Genomic DNA, 16,054 nt, shown 5'->3' with positions numbered 1-16,054 from the left:
CGCCACACCGCCCTCCCCGCGGGCGGCCCCCCGCGCTAAGGTCGGGCCCACAAGGGACGTTACTGATCGGTAAGGGGAATCCGCCATGCAGCTCGGGATCAACCTCGGCTACTGGGGCGCCGGAATGGACGCGGACAATCTCGCCGTCGCGCAGGAGGCCGACCGGCTGGGATACGCCGTATGCTGGGCCGCCGAGGCGTACGGCTCGGACGCCGCCACCGTGCTCTCCTGGGTCGCCGCCCAGACCGAGCGCATCGACGTCGGCTCCGCCATCTTCCAGATCCCGGCTCGTCAGCCGGCGATGACCGCGATGACGGCCGCGACCCTGGACTCGCTGTCCGGCGGACGCTTCCGGCTCGGCCTCGGCGTCTCCGGACCGCAGGTCTCCGAGGGCTGGTACGGCGTCAAGTTCGACAAGCCGCTGGCCCGCACCCGTGAGTACGTCGAGATCGTCCGCAAGGCGATGACGCGCGAGCGTCTGTCGTACGAGGGACAGCACTGGACGCTGCCGCTGCCCGGTGGCCCCGGCAAGCCGATCAAGCTGACCGTGCACCCGCAGCGCGAGCACATCCCGCTGTACATCGCGGCCATCGGCCCCAAGAACCTCGAGCAGACCGGCGAGATCGCCGACGGCGCCCTCGTGATCTTCCCCTCCGCCGAGCACCTGGAGGAGACCACGATCCGGCATCTGCGCGCGGGGCGCGAGAAGGCGGGCAAGACCCTCGACGGGTTCGACGTCTGCCCGACCCTGCCCCTGGCCGTCGGCGAGGACAAGGACGTCACCACGCTCGCCGACACCTTCCGTCCGTACACCGCGCTGTACGTCGGCGGCATGGGCAGCGCCAAGCAGAACTTCTACAACCAGCTCGCGCAGCGCATGGGCTTCGAGGCCGCTGCCGCCGAGGTCCAGGAGAAGTACCTGTCCGGCGACAAGCAGGGCGCCGCGGCCGCCGTCCCGCACGAGCTGATCGACCAGACGACGCTGCTCGGTTCCGTGGACCGCATCGCGGACCGGATGAAGGAGTATGCGGCGGCCGGGGTCACCACCCTCAGCCTCGCGCCCGCCGGCTTCACGCTCGACGAGCGGCTCGCCTCCCTCCGCGCCGGCACCGAGGCCCTGGAGCGCGCCGGGCTCGCCTGACGCCTGGGCCGACCGGCAGCACCGCACAGGCACGCCGTGCGCCTGCGGAGTTTTCATACGCCTGCGGAGTTTTCAGCGGCCGTGGTGGGGGCTCGGGGGTCTTCCCCGCCACGGCCGTCACGCAGAACAACGCGCGCGTGCCCGCCCGGTTACGCCCCCGTCGTGACCCGGAAGGTCATTCGTTTGGCGGAGTTGTCCGACACAACTGTTGCAACACCTCTCTCACCGCATTTGACTCGTTCTTTGCGGAATCCTGCGGAGCCCGCGGAAACCGGCGTCCGGCAGAGAGGTGCCTCACGATGCTTTCGGCCAAGAGTCTGTTCCAGGAGATCCTCGACAACGACGAGTCCTTCCGCCTGTTCTGCTCCATCGCGGCCAGCGGCGAGTCCCAGGGAGGGTGGGAGAACGCGCGTATCGCCGCGCTGATCCCGGAGAGCGCGCGTGCTCTCGCACCCAAGATCACCCGGCACGGGGCGGACGAGGACAAGCACGGGCGGATCTTCAACGCCCTGCTGAAGAAGCGCGGCCTCGAACCCGTGCCCGTCCCCGCCGAGACCGACTACACGATGCTTCTGGAGCAGCACGGCATCGGGCTCGCCCACGACAAGCTCAAGAGCGACGAACAGCTCACCGTCCAGGACATCGTCACCTACCTGTCGCACAGCCGCGTCACCGAACAGCGCGCCTCCGAGCAGATGGAGCTGCTGCGCAGGTACTTCTCCGACCACCCCGACATCGGGCGCGCGGTCAGGATGATCTCCGACGACGAGGACAACCACCTCGCCTACTGCCACGAGGAACTCCTGCGCTTCGCGGCCCAGGGCCACGGCCGGGCCATCCAGCGCACACTGCGCGAGTGCGCGCTCGCCGAGATCCGCATCTACCGGGACGTCAGCCTCGCGGTCATGGACCACATGGGCCGCATCCTCGGCTGGCCCCGCCCGAAGGCCGCCGTGCTCGCCGCGGGCATCCACGCCGTGTACGCCTGGGAGCGGTTCGCGGGCTGGCGGCGGATGGTGAGCCTGAAGACGCCGGAGCGACGCGACGCCCTGGGCGGACCGGCGACCTCGGCACCCGAGTTCGCCTGACCCACGGCCCGCCCCGCGACCGGCCCGCCCCGCAGGCAGCCCGCCCTACAACCAGCCCCGGCTCTTGAACAACCGGTACAGCAGCACCTCCGCGGCGGCCATGGCCACGATCAGCAGCGGATACGACCACCGCCAGGTCAGCTCCGGCATGTGCTCGAAGTTCATGCCGTAGACACCCGCGATCATCGTCGGAACCGCGGCCATGGCCGCCCACGCGGAGATCTTCCGCATGTCGTCGTTCTGCCGGACGCTCATCTGCGCCAGATGCGCCGAGAGAATGTCGGACACCAGCCGGTCCAGGCCCTCCACCGACTCGTTCACGCGCGTGAGGTGGTCGCTCACATCGCGGAAGAAGGGCTGCGCCTCGTCGTGCACGAACGGCACGCGCGCGCTGACCATGCCCGACCCGGCGAGCCGGGCCAGCGGCTGGGCCAGCGGACCCACGGCCCTGCGGAACTCGAGCACCTGCCGCTTGAAGTTGTAGATACGGGACGCCGTGTGCCGTGAGCCGCCCACGGCCGGCGAGAACACCTCCGCCTCCAGCTCCTCCAGGTCGATGCTCAACTCGTCGGCCACATCGAGGTAATGGTCGACCACCGCGTCGGAGATGGCGTACAGCACGGCGGTGGGGCCGTGCCGGAGCATCTCCGGCTCGTGCTCCAGGCGGTCCCGCACCGCCCCCAGCGGCGCCTCCTCGCCGTGCCGTACGGTCACCACGAACGAGTCGCCGATGAAGACCATGACCTCGCCGGAGGACACGACATCGCTCTTCGGCTCGTACCCGACCGGCTTGAGCACCATGAACAGCGAGTCGTCGTACACCTCCAGCTTGGGCCGCTGGTGCGCCTTCAAGGCGTCCTCCACGGCCAGCGGGTGCAGCCCGAACTCCTCCGTGACCCGGTCGAACTCCTTCTCCGTGGGCTCGTACAGCCCGATCCACACGAACGCGTCGTGCTGAAGACGGCACAGATCCAAGGCGTCGGAGAGGTCCTCCGGTCCCTCCGAGCGACGCCCGTCCCGGTATATGGCGCAGTCGACGATCACGGAGCGTATTCTCCCGCCCTCCGGCCGTGGGCGCACCCCCCGGTGCGCCTACGCTGGGCGGCATGCCCACGCTGATCCTGGTCCGGCACGGACGCTCCACCGCCAACACCGAGGGACTGCTCGCCGGGTGGACCCCCGGGGTCGCCCTCGACGAACGCGGGGCCGCGCAGGCCGCCGCACTGCCCGCACGGCTCGCCGGGCTGCCGGTCTGCGAGGTCGTCGCGAGCCCCCTCCAGCGCTGCCAGGAGACGATCCGGCCGCTGCTCGACGCCCGCCCCGGCCTCACCGCGCACACCGACGAGCGCATCGGGGAGTGCCACTACGGCGACTGGTCCGGCCGCAAGCTCGCCGAGCTCAAGGACGAGCCGCTGATGGAGGTCGTCCAGGCGCATCCGTCGGCCGCCGCGTTCCCCGGCGGTGAGTCCATGCGGGCCATGCAGACCCGGGCCGCCGAGGCCGTACGTGAGTGGAACGCGCGCGTGGAGCGCGACCACGGGGCCGACGCCGTGTATCTGATGTGCTCGCACGGCGACATCATCAAGTCTCTTGTCGCGGACGCACTCGGTCTTCATCTCGACCTCTTCCAAAGGATCTCTGTCGAACCGTGTTCCATCACCGCGATCCGCTACACCCGTCTGAGGCCGTTCCTCGTACGCCTCGGGGACACCGGTGACTTCGCCTCCCTCGCCCCGCGCGAGGAACCCCCGGCCGGCGACGCGACGGTCGGCGGCGGCGCGGGCGCACCGTGATCGTCCGGCGCAGTAGGGTGAAGCGGTCGAAGCAGCGCCCCACGCACCACTCGTCGTTCCCACGACCCGCCGTACCCACGATTCCAATGGAGACAGGACGTGTCCCGTCAGGTGTTCCTCTACGACCCACCGGACCGCTTCGTGGCCGGTACGGTCGGACTGCCCGGACGCCGTACGTTCTTCCTCCAGGCCACAGCAGGCTCCCGGGTGACCAGCGTGGCCCTGGAGAAAACGCAGGTCGCCGCCCTCGCCGAACGCATGGACGAACTGCTCGACGAGGTCGTCCGGCGTAGCGGCGGCAGCGCCGCCGTCCCCGCCATGGCGCCCACCGAGGTCGACGACACCGGCCCGCTGGACACCCCTGTCGAGGAGGAGTTCCGCGTCGGCACCATGGCCCTCGCCTGGGACGGCGAGGAACAGCGCATGATCGTCGAGGCACAGGCCCTCGTGGAGCTCGACGCCGAGTCCGAGGAGGACCTCGCTGAAGCCGAGGAGCGGCTGCTCCAGGACGAGGAGAACGGCCCCCCGATGCTGCGGGTCCGGCTCACCGGCGCGCAGGCCAGGGCCTTCGCCAAGCGCGCCCTGGACGTCGTCAACGCCGGGCGACCGCCGTGCCCGCTGTGCAGTCTCCCGCTCGACCCGGAAGGACACGTATGTCCGCGCCAGAACGGATACCGCCGCGGAGCGTGACCACGGTGGAACTGCTCACCGAGGGTGAGCTCACCGTGCGCGGACGCATCCGCGAGGCGTCCAACGCGGCGCTGTTCTGCACGGTCGCGTACGAGGGGCAGGAGGCGTCCTGCGTCTACAAGCCCGTCGCCGGGGAGCGGCCCCTGTGGGACTTCCCCGACGGCACCCTGGCGCAGCGCGAGGTCGCCGCGCACGAGGTCTGCGAGGCGACCGGATGGGGGCTCGTACCGCCGACCGTGCTGCGGGACGGGCCGTACGGAGAGGGCATGGTCCAGCTGTGGATCGACGTGACGGCCGAGGCCGAGCTGCTCGCCCTCGTGGACGGCGAGGAGCCCGAGCCCGGCTGGAAGGCGATCGGTCTCGCCGAGGTCGGCGAGGGGAAGACGGCGCTTCTCGTGCACGCCGACGACGAGCGGCTGCGGCGGCTCGCGGTCCTCGACGCCGTGATCAACAACGCCGACCGCAAGGGCGGCCATCTGCTGCCCACCGGGGACGGGCGGCTGTACGGCATCGACCACGGCGTCACCTTCAACGTGGAGAACAAACTCCGCACCCTGCTGTGGGGCTGGGCGGGGGAGCCGCTGACGGCGGAGGCGGCCGAGGTGCTCGGCACCCTGCGGGACGGGCTGAAGGAGGGCGGCGCACTGGCCGTACGCCTGGCCGGGCTGATCACCGCCGCGGAGGTGGAGGCCACCCGCGCGCGTGTCGACGCGCTGCTCGCCTCGGGCCGGCACCCCGAGCCGAGCGGCGAGTGGCCGGCCATCCCCTGGCCGCCCGTATAGCTGCACGACCGGCGACACCAGGGCCAAGGGCACTTGACCGGCAGCACCACGGCCCGCAGCATCACGGCCCGCGGCACCGCGGGCGGCGGCAGCACTGGGCCGGCAGCGTCCGACGGGCGGCACCATGGCCGGCAGCACCACGCGCGGCAGCACTGGGCCGGCAGGCAGCGGGCCCGCAGCGTCACGGCCCGCGGCACCGCGGGCGGCGGCAGCACTGGGCCGGCAGCATCACGACGGGCGGCACCACGGCCGGCAGCATCGCGACGGGCGGCACCACGGCCCGCAGCACTAGGCCAGCAGGCAGCGTCACGACCTGCGGCATCGCGGGCGGCACGGCAGTAGGCCGGCAGCATCGCGACGGGCAGCGCCACGACCGTCGGCACCACGGCCGGAGGCACCACGACCGACCCCGCGGCCCGGATCGCGCAGCACACCGTCCGGCGATGCACAAGAACGCCCAACCGGCCATCCGACCTGGTCCGGTTCGTATCCGGAACATCAGTCCGGTTAGGCTCATGACATGTATGCCTGGCCCGCTTCTGAGGTCCCCGCCCTGCCCGGTCAGGGCCGCGACCTGAGGATCCACGACACCGCGACCGGGGGCCTGGTCAGCCTCGACCCCGGTCCCGTCGCCCGTATCTACGTCTGCGGCATCACGCCGTACGACGCGACCCACCTGGGTCACGCGGCGACCTACAACGCGTTCGACCTCGTGCAGCGCGTGTGGCTCGACACCAAGCGGCAGGTTCACTACGTCCAGAACGTCACCGACGTCGACGATCCGCTCCTGGAGCGCGCCGCGCGCGACGACATCGACTGGGTCGCCCTCGCCGAGAAGGAGACGGCCCTCTTCCGCGAGGACATGACCGCCCTGCGCATGCTGCCGCCGCGGCACTACATCGGTGCCGTCGAGGCGATACCCGGGATCGTCCCGCTGGTCGAGCGCCTGCGGGAGGCGGGCGCCGCCTACGAGCTCGACGGGGACATCTACTTCTCCGTCGAGTCCGACCCGAACTTCGGCAAGGTCTCGAACCTCGACGCCGCCGCCATGCGGCTGCTGTCCGCCGAACGCGGCGGCGACCCCGAGCGGCCCGGCAAGAAGAACCCGCTCGACCCGATGCTGTGGATGGCCGCCCGCGAGGGCGAGCCCAGCTGGGACGGCGCCTCCCTCGGACGCGGACGGCCCGGCTGGCACATCGAGTGCGTCGCCATCGCCCTCGACCACCTCGGCATGGGCTTCGACGTCCAGGGCGGCGGCTCCGACCTGGCCTTCCCGCACCACGAGATGGGCGCCTCGCACGCCCAGGTGCTGACCGGCGAGTTCCCCATGGCCAAGGCGTACGTCCACGCCGGCATGGTCGCGCTGCACGGCGAGAAGATGTCCAAGTCCAAGGGCAACCTCGTCTTCGTCTCCCAGCTGCGCCGCGACGGCGTCGACCCCGTCGCCATCCGCCTCGCCCTCCTCGCCCACCACTACCGGGCCGACTGGGAGTGGACCGACCAGGTACTCCAGGACGCCCTCGACCGCCTCGGCCGCTGGCGGGCCGCGGTGTCCCGGCCCGACGGGCCGCCCGCCGAGGCTCTCGTCGAGGAGATCCGCGACGCCCTCGCCGACGACCTGAACGCCCCGGCCGCGCTCGCCGCGGTCGACCGGTGGGTCGAGACCCAGGACGAGCGGGGCGGTACGGACATCGGCGCGCCCGGTGTCGTATCGCGAGCCGTCGACGCGCTACTGGGCGTCGCGCTTTAGGCGACACCGACACCGACACCGACACCGACACCGGCACCGGCACCGGCACCGACACCGAATGGGGCGCTTCCTCCCCGCGGAAGGAAGCGCCCCGCCTGCTCGCGGTGGATGTCAGCCCGTCAGATCCGCTGGATGCGGACGCAGCGCAGCACGCTCGGCGACTGGGTGTCCCAGACGCCGATCACCTGGTGGCCGAACGCGAACGCCTGCTGGATCTGCTGATGGATCTGCGGGTTCGGGTCGCTGAGGATCCGCAACTGGTCGTCGATGCGCAGCAGGATCTGGCGCGGCTGGCCCGGGTGCGGCTGGACGACGTCGACGAAGCCGTTCGCCACACCGGAGGCGAGGCGCTGCGCCTGCTGGACGACCTGCTGGATCGCCGCCAGCGCGACCTGCTGAAGGTGGTGCTGCATCTGTTGCTCTGCCTGCTGCCCCTGCTGCTGCGCGCCGAAGGGCTGCCCCATCTGCTGGAGCAACTGCTGGAACGGCTGCTGCTGCCCGAGCTGCTGGAGTTGCTCCAGCGAGCCACTCATGCCGTACGGCTGCTGCTGGCCGATGTCCTGCAGACCGCCCCCTTGCTGGCCCATGCTCTGCTGGCCGAAGCTCTGCGATCCGTAGCCCTGCTGCTGCCCGAACGGCTGCTGCTGCCCGAAGGGCTGCTGCTGGTACGGCGACGTGCTGGGGAACTGCTGGCCCTGCTGTTGTCCCATGTGACTCATCTGCGGGGTGGTGCTCATTCGGGTGTCACCTTCCCTTGATGTGATGGGCTGCGTCAGCCGGTGATCACCAGGCCGACGATCTCGTCGTCCGAGAACCACACTCGGACATCGGGCCGTCCCCCCGCGAATGCGGTGTGCACCGCCTGGCGGATCTCGGGGGACGGATGGTTGAGGCTGCGCCACTCGCCGGCCACCAACAGCCGGAGCCTGGGCGGGAGTTCACGCGGATACGGCAGCAGCTCGTCCCAGTACCGCTCGGCCGCACCGCAGCCGACGGACTGCGGCACGAGATACGTGACCGCCGCCTTGATGTCGGGCCGGTTGCCGATTCGCTGCGACGCCGGCCGGCCCGGCGCGTCCTGCTGCGGGGAACCTGTCGCCCGCAGCACGGCACGCGCACGTTCGGGGGACATCGGCGGCCGGCCCGTCGCCTTCAGCATGCCCTGCAAGGCGGCCAACGCGCCGGCCACCACCGGGGAGGCGGCCGACGTCCCCGAGAACGTGTCGGTGTACCAGGCGATCTCCTCAGGGCCGCCCTGGAGATCGCCGGGCCGGTCCCAGAAGCCGCCGGTGGTCGTCACCTCGCGTCCCCAGCCCTGAGCGTCCACGCGGGCGCCGTAGTTGGAGAACGCGAGCCGTGAGCGGTCCGGGCCGTGGTCGCGGCCGTGGGTGCCCGGCGGCGGGGCGCCCGCGCCGACCAGCACGGCGCCGGAGGAGGGGTTGGAGGGGTTGAACGGGTTGCGCCACCACTGGGGGAACTCGTCGGGCCGGCGCTCGTAGACCGCGTCGTCGAGCGATTCGGCGCCGTTGCCTGCGGCGGCCACCACTAGGACGCCCTTGGCGGTGGCGTGGCGGACGGCGGCGAAGTCGTCCGGCCACCACTCGAGCGCGAGGTAACCCCGCTGGTCGTCGCGCCCGGCGTACTCCAGGCGCGGCCCCGGGCGGTGCAGTCCGATCAGCAGGATGTCTCCGGGGGCCAGCCGCTCCGCCGCCGCGTGGATCGCGGCAGCCGTGCCGAGGCCATGGAAGGACGCCGCCGCGGTCACCGTGTCCGGCGCGATGCCGGCGATGCCGTGGTCGTTGCGGTCCCCGCCGATCACACCGATCACCGCGGTGCCGTGATTGCGCCAGGCCAGGTCGGTCAGCGGGGTGCCGGCGACGACGCCGGCCAGCTTTCCGGCCAGGTTCTCGTGGCCCAGTTGCCAGGAACCCTCCACGTCGATCACGGTCACGCCCTGTCCGGTGCCGCCGGGCCGCTGCCAGGCCCAGTACACGTCGACACCCTCGGGTGCCGGGCGCAGATAGCCCTGCCGCCCGCTGTAGTCGGGCGTGAGTGGCGCGCCTTCCTTCAGGCGACCGCTGTCCTCCTCGACGCCGCCGAGCGCGGCCGGTACCGCGCCCGGCTTCACATACGCCGTGTCGATCCCCGGCAGCGCGGCCATACGGGCCCGCAGTTCCTCGGCGCGGCTCTCCCCGCCGCGCACCCGGTAGAACAGCGCGAGATCGGGCACGTCCTGTGCCCCCGTGGCCTGCTGGAGGCGTTCCTCGCCGCCGAACAGCGGCTCCAACGCGAGTTGTTCGTCACCGAGGAACATGTTCAGGGCCGTGACGTCGGCGCCGGCCACCGAACGGACGCCCTCGGCCCCGGCCCGCAGCCGGGCCTCCGGGCGGGCGACGACGATCAGTTCCCGCTCGGCTCCTCGATAGGTGAATCCCGCTCCGTCGGGCCCCGGCCCGGACGCTCCCGGGCCCTGCGCCGGCTCTGCCTGGTCGGTCATCGTCTGCCGCTCCCTTCGGTCCATTGCGGGTACCAAGTGCGGGTGGTGCGGCGCGCCTTCGGTGCTCCAACCAAGCACGCCGGGACGGGTCCGTCCAGACCTATTTCGCCAAGTCGGTTTGAAACAAGTTGAATTGGGCAACGTGTGCAATCCGGCTGGAAAGAGGTCTCACGCCGCGATCGGGCCACCTGCTGTCCAGGCGCTGGCCTACGTTGTCGAGGGTGCGGGTGCGGGTGCGGGTGCGGGTGCGGGTGCGGTGCGGCTGCGGAGGCGGCCGGTGTGGGGTGGTGTGGAGGCTGTGCTCCTGGGGCCGGTTTCGGCGGTCTGCGCGACCACCGTTTCCGCCTGACGAAGGAGGGGCGGTGCGCAGGCCGCGCACCGCCCCTCCTCTCAATTCGTCTCGGTCCCCCTCAGTCCCTCTCAGTCCTCCGACGACTCGTCGTCGTCCGTGTTGCCCGGTTTCGGCGGCTTGGGTGGCTTTGTGCGGCCACTCGGGTTGTCCCGGAGGAACGGGCCGGGTGCTTCCCCGCCGTCCGCCGTGGCGTGACCGCCGGACGGCGGCCCGCCGCCGTCCCGTCTGCGCAGATACCGCTCGAACTCGCGGGCGATCGCCTCACCCGACGCCTCCGGCAGCTCCGCGGTGTCCCGGGCCTCCTCCAGCGTCTGCACGTACTCGGCGACCTCACTGTCCTCGGCGGCCAACTGGTCCACGCCGACCTGCCAGGCGCGCGCGTCCTCGGGCAGCTCGCCCAGCGGGATGCGCACGTCGATCAGGTCCTCCAGGCGGTTGAGCAGGGCCAGCGTCGCCTTGGGGTTGGGCGGCTGCGAGACGTAGTGCGGTACGGCCGCCCACAGCGACACCGCCGGTACGCCCGCATGCGTGCACGCCTCCTGGAGGACGCCGACGATGCCCGTCGGGCCCTCGTACTTGGTCTCCTCCAGATCCATCCGGCGGGCCAGGTCCGCGTCGGACGTGGTGCCGCTGATCGGGACGGGACGCGTGTGCGGGGTGTCGCCGAGCAGGGCGCCCAGGATGACCACCAGCTCCACGCCCAGTTCGTGCGCGAAACCGAGGAGTTCGTTGCAGAACGAGCGCCATCGCATGGACGGTTCAATGCCTCGGACCAGGACGAGATCACGCGGCTTCTCACCGCCGACGCGCACGACGGACAGCCTCGTCGTCGGCCAGGTGATCTTCCTGACGCCGGCGTCCATCCACACCGTGGGGCGGTTCACCTGGAAGTCGTAGTAGTCCTCGGCGTCCAGCGCCGCGAACACCTCGCCCTTCCACTCCCTGTCCAGATGCGCGACCGCGGTCGAAGCGGCGTCGCCGGCATCGTTCCAGCCCTCGAACGCGGCCACCATGACCGGGTCGATCAGCTCGGGAACCCCCTCGAGCTCGATCACCCAGTGCCTCCTTCCGACGTGCCCTCGCTTGACCACCCAACCTTACGGCGTTCGGCGGGGGCGCCCGCAGCCCCCTTGCAAGGGCCGGTGAACGGATCACTGCCCCGTTCACCGGCCGGGAACACCCCGTAGTCATCCGAGCTGTGTCCTGGGTCGTCGGGCGCGGTGATCAGGCGGTGATCAGGCACGATCAGATGGTGATCAGGCGGTCAGCGCGGTGCTCACGGTGGTGATCAGTCGCGGTGATCAGGGGCGGTGATCCAGGGGCGGTGATCAGTGGGGGTGATCAGGGGGGAGATCAAGGGCGATGATCGGCGCCGTGATCCGGGGCAGGGCCCGTCAGAGCGTCGAGCGCAGCCACTGCTCCACGCTCGCGATGTGCACCGTCGCCCAGGAGCGGGCCGCCTCCGCGTCCCGGTCCCGCAGCGCGGCCAGGATCGCCCGGTGTTCTTGGAGGGTGCGGCTCACCGCGCCCTCCTGGGTCAGCCCCCGCCAGATCCGGGCCCGCGTGGTCGGTCCGGACAGGCCGTCGAGGAGCGAACACAGCACCGAGTTCCCGGAGCTCCGCACGATGCCCCGATGGAACTCCAGATCGGCGGCGACCAGCTCCTCCACCGAGGGATCGGCGCCGAGCTCGTCCAACTGCTCGGTCATGGCATCCAGTTGCCGCTCGCTGATGCGCGAAGCGGCCATCGCCGTGGCGGCCGGCTCCAGAATGCGGCGCACCGCGAGGAACTCCAGCACCGTGTCATCGCGGTGGAAGTCCACGACGAAGCTCAGCGCCTCCAGCAGCAACTGCGGATCCAGGCTGGTCACATACGTGCCGTCGCCCTGCCGCACATCCAGGATCCGGATCAGCGACAGCGCCCGCACGGCCTCCCGCAAAGAGTTGCGCGACAGCCCGAGCTCGGCGGCGAGCTCGCTCTCCTTGGGGAGCCGGTCACCGGGGCGCAGCGCGCCGGAGACGATCATGCCCTTGATCTTCTCGATCGCCTCGTCGGTGACCGCCACGGCCGCCCCCCTGTCGTCCTGGATGTCGTGCGAGACATCCGATGTGGCGAGACATCCGATGTGGCGAGACATCCGATGTCTCGGGCACATTATGGGCCTGTTCAGACGAGCGCCTCCAGATCGGCGATCACCGCCTCCTCGTCCAGCGTGGTCAGCACCCGCTCCCGCATCAGCACCCGCCCGTCGACCACCGTGTCCCGCACGTCCGCCGAGTGCGCCGCGTACGCCAGCGTGGACCAGGGGTCGTGCGACGGCCGCAGATGCGGCGCGCCCAGGTCGAGCACGATCAGATCGGCCCGCTTGCCGGCCTCCAGTGAGCCCAGCTGCTCCCCGAGCCCCAGCGCCCGCGCGCCCTCGATCGTCGCCATGCGTACGGCCCGCTCGGCGCCGACCGCCGTGGGGTCGCCGCCCGCCTTGTGCACCAGCGCCGCCTGCCGCACCGCCCCCAGCACGTCCAGCGAGTTGGAGCTGACGGCACCGTCGGTGCCGAGCCCGACCGTCACCCCGGCGCTCAGCAGCCTCGGCACCGGCGCGATGCCACAGCCCAGCTTGAGATTCGACACCGGGCAGTGGGCGACGGACGTGCCCGTACGGGCCAGCGCCGCGATCTCCGGCCCGGTGAGCTCCACGGCATGGGCGAGCAGCAGATCCGGCCCGAGCAGCCCGAGCGAGTCGAGCAGCTCCACCGGGCGCCTGCCGTACCGCCCCTCGACGGTGGCGACCTCGGTCGCGTTCTCGGCGGCGTGGAGGTGCAGCAGGGCCCCGAACTCCCTTGCCAGCGCGGCGATCTCGGTGAGCTGAGCGGGGGAGAGGGTGTAGGTGGAGTGGGCGAAGACGACGGGACGGCGGCCACGGTGCGCCGGGCCGCGTGCCTGAAGATCCCGGCGGGCCCACACCATCCGGTCCCCGTACGCCCGCCCGTCCGGCGGCTCGGGCACGTCCATGAAGCAGGGCCCGGTCAGCAGGCGCCAGCCCGCCTGGCGCGCCGCGCGCTCGGCCGCCTCGTGGAACCAGTACATGTCCAGTGCCGAGGTCACCCCGGCCCGGATGCTCTCGGCCACCGCCAGCCGCACCGCCGCCGCCACGTTCTTCGGGGACAACAGCTCGGCCTCCCACCGCAGCACCCGCTCCAGGAAGACCTGGAGTTTGACGTCGTCGGCACGGCCGCGCAGCAGGGTCATCGCGAGGTGGGTGTGGGCATTGACCAGGCCGGGGAGGACGAGACACCCCACGGCATCGACCGACTCCCGCGCCCTGAACCGCGCACACAGCTCCGCGGCGGCACCGACGGCGACGATCTCCCCCTCGTCCACGGCAACCGCCCCGTCCCGTACGACGGTTCCGGCATCGTCGACCGTCAGAAGGTCCCCGCCCCGCACCAACAGATCGATAAGCACCTGACGCCCCCCGTCCCCGCACGCCCTGTCCCCGCGCTGCCCAGCCCCCGACGGCCGGGACGACCTCCGTCGTCAGATGTGTACCCACTGGCAAGTCTCCGGCCGCGAGCGCACTCACGCCGCGTCGAACCACTCCTTGCCGGCCGCCCAATGCCGCACCCAGCCGGCGAAGCCGGGCTCCGCGGTCGTGTACCCGAATTGCGCGCCGAAGGGCATGGCACCGACGTCGGTGATGTGCCATATGTGACCCCGGTGGGGACCGGTGACGACGAGATGCCAGTTCATGGCGCAGCCGTCGGTGCCGAGCACGAGCGAGCCGTGGTCGAGCACCTGGTCGATGACGGTGTCCGGGTCGTCATGGCACTCGTCGTCCTCCTCCCACAGCCACCCGGCCGTGAGCGGGAACGGCTTGGACAGGTCCCGGCCCGCCCCGTCGTCGTGCCAGTCGGAGGGCAACCCGGCCGCCCCGACGAGCCCGTACGCCGGCGGCCCCTGGCGGGACCCGTCCGTCACCTCGGCCACGAACGTCCGGTAGGGCTCGGGAAGGACCACCCCGTACTCCGCCTCGAAGGCACGCACCCCGCCCCAGCCGAGCGCCGGCTCACCGCCCTCGGCCCCGCCGAAGACCGCGCGCAGGAACTCGAGGTCACCGGCGTCCGCGTGATCGTTGTCCATGCCCTCATGGATAGCAGCCGGCACTGACATCGGGGCATGCGAAAGGGGCGGCTCCAATCGGCGTGGAGCCGCCCCTTCCGGTGGTGGCCGGCCCCGGTGCGGAGGGGGCCGCCCTCGTGTGGTCCGGCCGGTCAGGGGAGTGGCCGGACCCGGCGCCGGCGGAGGCTCATCCGGCGAAAACCTCCTGGGCGCCGATCGAGGCTCACTTCTTGTCGAGCAGGTCCTGGACCTTCGCCCGGACGTCGTCCGTCGCAAGACCCCGGATCGTCAGCGTCGTCCGGCGGCGCAGCACGTCGTCCTGCGTCTCGGCCCACTCGTTGTCCCGGGCGTAGACGACCTGGGCCCAGATCTCCGGGGCGTCCGGGTGGACGCGCTCGCCCAGCTCCGGGTTCTCGTTGGCGATGCGGGCGATGTCGAAGGCCAGGGAGCCGTAGTGGGTCGCCAGGTGCTTGGCGGTGTCGGCCGCCATGCGCGGGCCCGGCGCCGGACGGTCGGTCAGCAGGCGGTGGGCGACCGCGCGCGGGTTGGCGATTCCGGGCAGCGGCAGCTTCTTCGGCAGCGAGGCGATCGGCTCGAAGTCGTCGCCGAGCGGGTGGCCCGGCAGCGCCTGCAGCTTCTGCATGACGGTGCGGCCGATGTGCCGGAAGGTGGTCCACTTGCCGCCCGCGACGGACAGCATGCCGCCCGTGCCCTCGGTCACCACGGTCTCGCGCTTGGCCTTCGCCGTGTCACCGGGGCCGCCCGGCAGCACCCGCAGGCCCGCGAAGGCGTAGGTGATGAGGTCGCGGTCCAGCTGCTGGTCCCGGATGGAGAACGCGGCCTCGTCCAGGATCTGGGATATGTCCTTCTCGGTGACCGCGACGTCCGCCGGGTCGCCCTCGAACTCCTCGTCCGTGGTGCCCAGCAGCAGCATGTCCTCCCACGGCAGGGCGAACGTGATGCGGTACTTGTCGATGGGGGTCGCGAGCGCGGCCTTCCACGGTGCCGTCCGCTTCAGGACCAGATGCGCGCCCTTGGACAGACGGATCGACGGCGCCGCGTCGGGGTCCTCCATCCGGCGCAGGTGGTCGACCCAGGGGCCGGTCGCGTTGAGCACGAGCCGGGCGTTCACCCCGAACTCGTCACCGGACAGGCGGTCCTTCAGCTCCGCGCCCGTCACCCGGCCCTGGGTGAAGCGCAGGCCGGACACCTCGGCGTGGTTGAGCACGACCGCGCCCGCCTCGACGGCCGCGCGGACCGTCATCAGCGCCATGCGCGCGTCGTTCATCTGGTCGTCGCCGTACACGGCCACGGCCTTGAGGTTGTCGGTGCGCAGCTCGGGCACGTCCTGCGCCGCCTTGGCGGGGGACAGGAGGTGGCCGACGCCGTCACCGAACGCGGAGAGCGCGGAGTAGGCGAAGACGCCCGCCCCGAGCTTCGCGGCGCCGTGCGGCCCGCCCTTGTACACGGGAAGGTAGAACGTGAGCGGGTTCGCCAGATGGGGGGCCACCTGGCGGGAGACCGCACGGCGCTCGAAGTGGTTCTCCGCGACCAGCTTCACCGCACCGGTCTGCAGGTAGCGCAGACCGCCGTGGAGCAGCTTGGAGGAGGCGGAGGAGGTGGCGCCGGCGAAGTCGCCGGCGTCGACCAGAGCCACCCTGAGGCCGGACTGCGCGGCGTGCCAGGCGGTGGAGATGCCCAGGATGCCGCCGCCGATCACGAGAAGGTCGTACGACGCCTTGGCGAGCTGCTCCCGGGTCTCGGCGCGGCTCGGGTTGGAGCCGGAGGCCGGGTGCGTACCGAGGGCAGGCACGGACTGCAGGGTGGTCTGACTGGTCATTTCG

The 16,054-nt window shown here is 71.5% G+C and carries 15 protein-coding genes; 7 read left to right on the top strand and 8 right to left on the bottom strand.

Features of this window, described 5'->3' with window-relative positions:
• Positions 1–85: 85 nt before the first annotated feature.
• Together ACHBTE_RS08015 and ACHBTE_RS08010 are read left to right on the top strand one after the other, a co-directional pair.
• Positions 86–1,141: an LLM class F420-dependent oxidoreductase gene (locus tag ACHBTE_RS08015; protein WP_394722776.1), complete on the top strand. Its 1,056-nt coding sequence runs from the start codon at positions 86–88 to the stop codon at positions 1,139–1,141.
• Positions 1,142–1,440: 299 nt separating this feature from the next.
• Positions 1,441–2,229, top strand: coding sequence for a ferritin-like domain-containing protein (locus ACHBTE_RS08010; RefSeq protein ID WP_394722775.1), 789 nt, complete (start codon positions 1,441–1,443; stop codon positions 2,227–2,229).
• Between the two features lie 45 nt (positions 2,230–2,274).
• Here ACHBTE_RS08010 and corA read toward each other — a convergent pair whose 3' ends face one another.
• Complete coding sequence (gene corA / locus ACHBTE_RS08005; RefSeq protein ID WP_394722774.1) at positions 2,275–3,273, bottom strand: magnesium/cobalt transporter CorA; 999 nt, start codon at positions 3,271–3,273, stop codon at positions 2,275–2,277.
• Positions 3,274–3,335: 62 nt separating this feature from the next.
• Here corA and ACHBTE_RS08000 point away from each other — a divergent pair, with 62 nt between their 5' ends.
• The 4 genes from ACHBTE_RS08000 (at position 3,336) to mshC (ending at position 7,244) form a co-directional block, all read left to right on the top strand.
• Positions 3,336–4,022, top strand: a complete 687-nt coding sequence (locus ACHBTE_RS08000) for a histidine phosphatase family protein (RefSeq protein ID WP_394722773.1) — start codon at positions 3,336–3,338, stop codon at positions 4,020–4,022.
• 99 nt (positions 4,023–4,121) lie between these two features.
• Positions 4,122–4,712, top strand: coding sequence for a DUF3090 domain-containing protein (locus ACHBTE_RS07995; RefSeq protein WP_394722772.1), 591 nt, complete (start codon positions 4,122–4,124; stop codon positions 4,710–4,712).
• The gene (locus tag ACHBTE_RS07990; protein ID WP_394722771.1) at positions 4,676–5,494 is read left to right on the top strand and encodes an SCO1664 family protein; all 819 of its coding nucleotides are present in this window, start codon (positions 4,676–4,678) and stop codon (positions 5,492–5,494) included. Before ACHBTE_RS07995 ends, ACHBTE_RS07990 begins: the two co-directional genes overlap by 37 nt.
• A 520-nt stretch (positions 5,495–6,014) precedes the next feature.
• Entirely contained in the window at positions 6,015–7,244 is a 1,230-nt protein-coding gene (gene mshC, locus ACHBTE_RS07985; RefSeq protein ID WP_394722770.1) for a cysteine--1-D-myo-inosityl 2-amino-2-deoxy-alpha-D-glucopyranoside ligase, read from the top strand.
• 119 nt (positions 7,245–7,363) lie between these two features.
• Here mshC and ACHBTE_RS07980 read toward each other — a convergent pair whose 3' ends face one another.
• Positions 7,364–7,657, bottom strand: a complete 294-nt coding sequence (locus ACHBTE_RS07980; RefSeq protein WP_394722769.1) for a hypothetical protein — start codon at positions 7,655–7,657, stop codon at positions 7,364–7,366.
• Here ACHBTE_RS07980 and ACHBTE_RS07975 point away from each other — a divergent pair.
• The gene (locus tag ACHBTE_RS07975) at positions 7,649–8,002 is read left to right on the top strand and encodes a hypothetical protein (protein ID WP_394722768.1); all 354 of its coding nucleotides are present in this window, start codon (positions 7,649–7,651) and stop codon (positions 8,000–8,002) included. The two genes, ACHBTE_RS07980 and ACHBTE_RS07975, sit on opposite strands and share 9 nt — an antisense overlap.
• A gap of 14 nt (positions 8,003–8,016) precedes the next feature.
• Here the strand turns inward: ACHBTE_RS07975 and ACHBTE_RS07970 are convergent, their stop codons facing one another.
• The 6 genes from ACHBTE_RS07970 to ACHBTE_RS07945 form a co-directional block, all read right to left on the bottom strand.
• Positions 8,017–9,741, bottom strand: coding sequence for a S8 family peptidase (locus ACHBTE_RS07970; protein ID WP_394722767.1), 1,725 nt, complete (start codon positions 9,739–9,741; stop codon positions 8,017–8,019).
• A gap of 420 nt (positions 9,742–10,161) precedes the next feature.
• Positions 10,162–11,148, bottom strand: coding sequence for a PAC2 family protein (locus ACHBTE_RS07965; protein ID WP_394722766.1), 987 nt, complete (start codon positions 11,146–11,148; stop codon positions 10,162–10,164).
• A gap of 339 nt (positions 11,149–11,487) precedes the next feature.
• Positions 11,488–12,159 (bottom strand): FadR/GntR family transcriptional regulator, encoded by a 672-nt coding sequence (locus ACHBTE_RS07960; protein ID WP_394722887.1) that lies wholly within the window; start codon positions 12,157–12,159, stop codon positions 11,488–11,490.
• A 101-nt stretch (positions 12,160–12,260) separates the two neighbouring features.
• Positions 12,261–13,556 carry an amidohydrolase gene (locus ACHBTE_RS07955; RefSeq protein WP_394722765.1) on the bottom strand — a complete coding sequence of 432 codons (1,296 nt, stop codon included), beginning with the start codon at positions 13,554–13,556 and terminating at the stop codon, positions 12,261–12,263.
• A gap of 114 nt (positions 13,557–13,670) precedes the next feature.
• Positions 13,671–14,231, bottom strand: a complete 561-nt coding sequence (locus ACHBTE_RS07950; RefSeq protein WP_394722764.1) for an SMI1/KNR4 family protein — start codon at positions 14,229–14,231, stop codon at positions 13,671–13,673.
• Positions 14,232–14,433: 202 nt separating this feature from the next.
• A complete protein-coding gene (locus ACHBTE_RS07945; RefSeq protein ID WP_394722763.1) occupies positions 14,434–16,050 on the bottom strand; it encodes an FAD-dependent oxidoreductase in 1,617 nt (538 codons plus the stop codon).
• Positions 16,051–16,054: the final 4 nt, after the last annotated feature.

Source organism: Streptomyces sp. M41 (assembly GCF_043673425.1).
Lineage (GTDB): Bacteria > Actinomycetota > Actinomycetes > Streptomycetales > Streptomycetaceae > Streptomyces.
The sequence above is the reverse complement of the archived record's forward strand: the minus strand, read 5'-3'. Positions and strand labels throughout refer to the sequence as shown.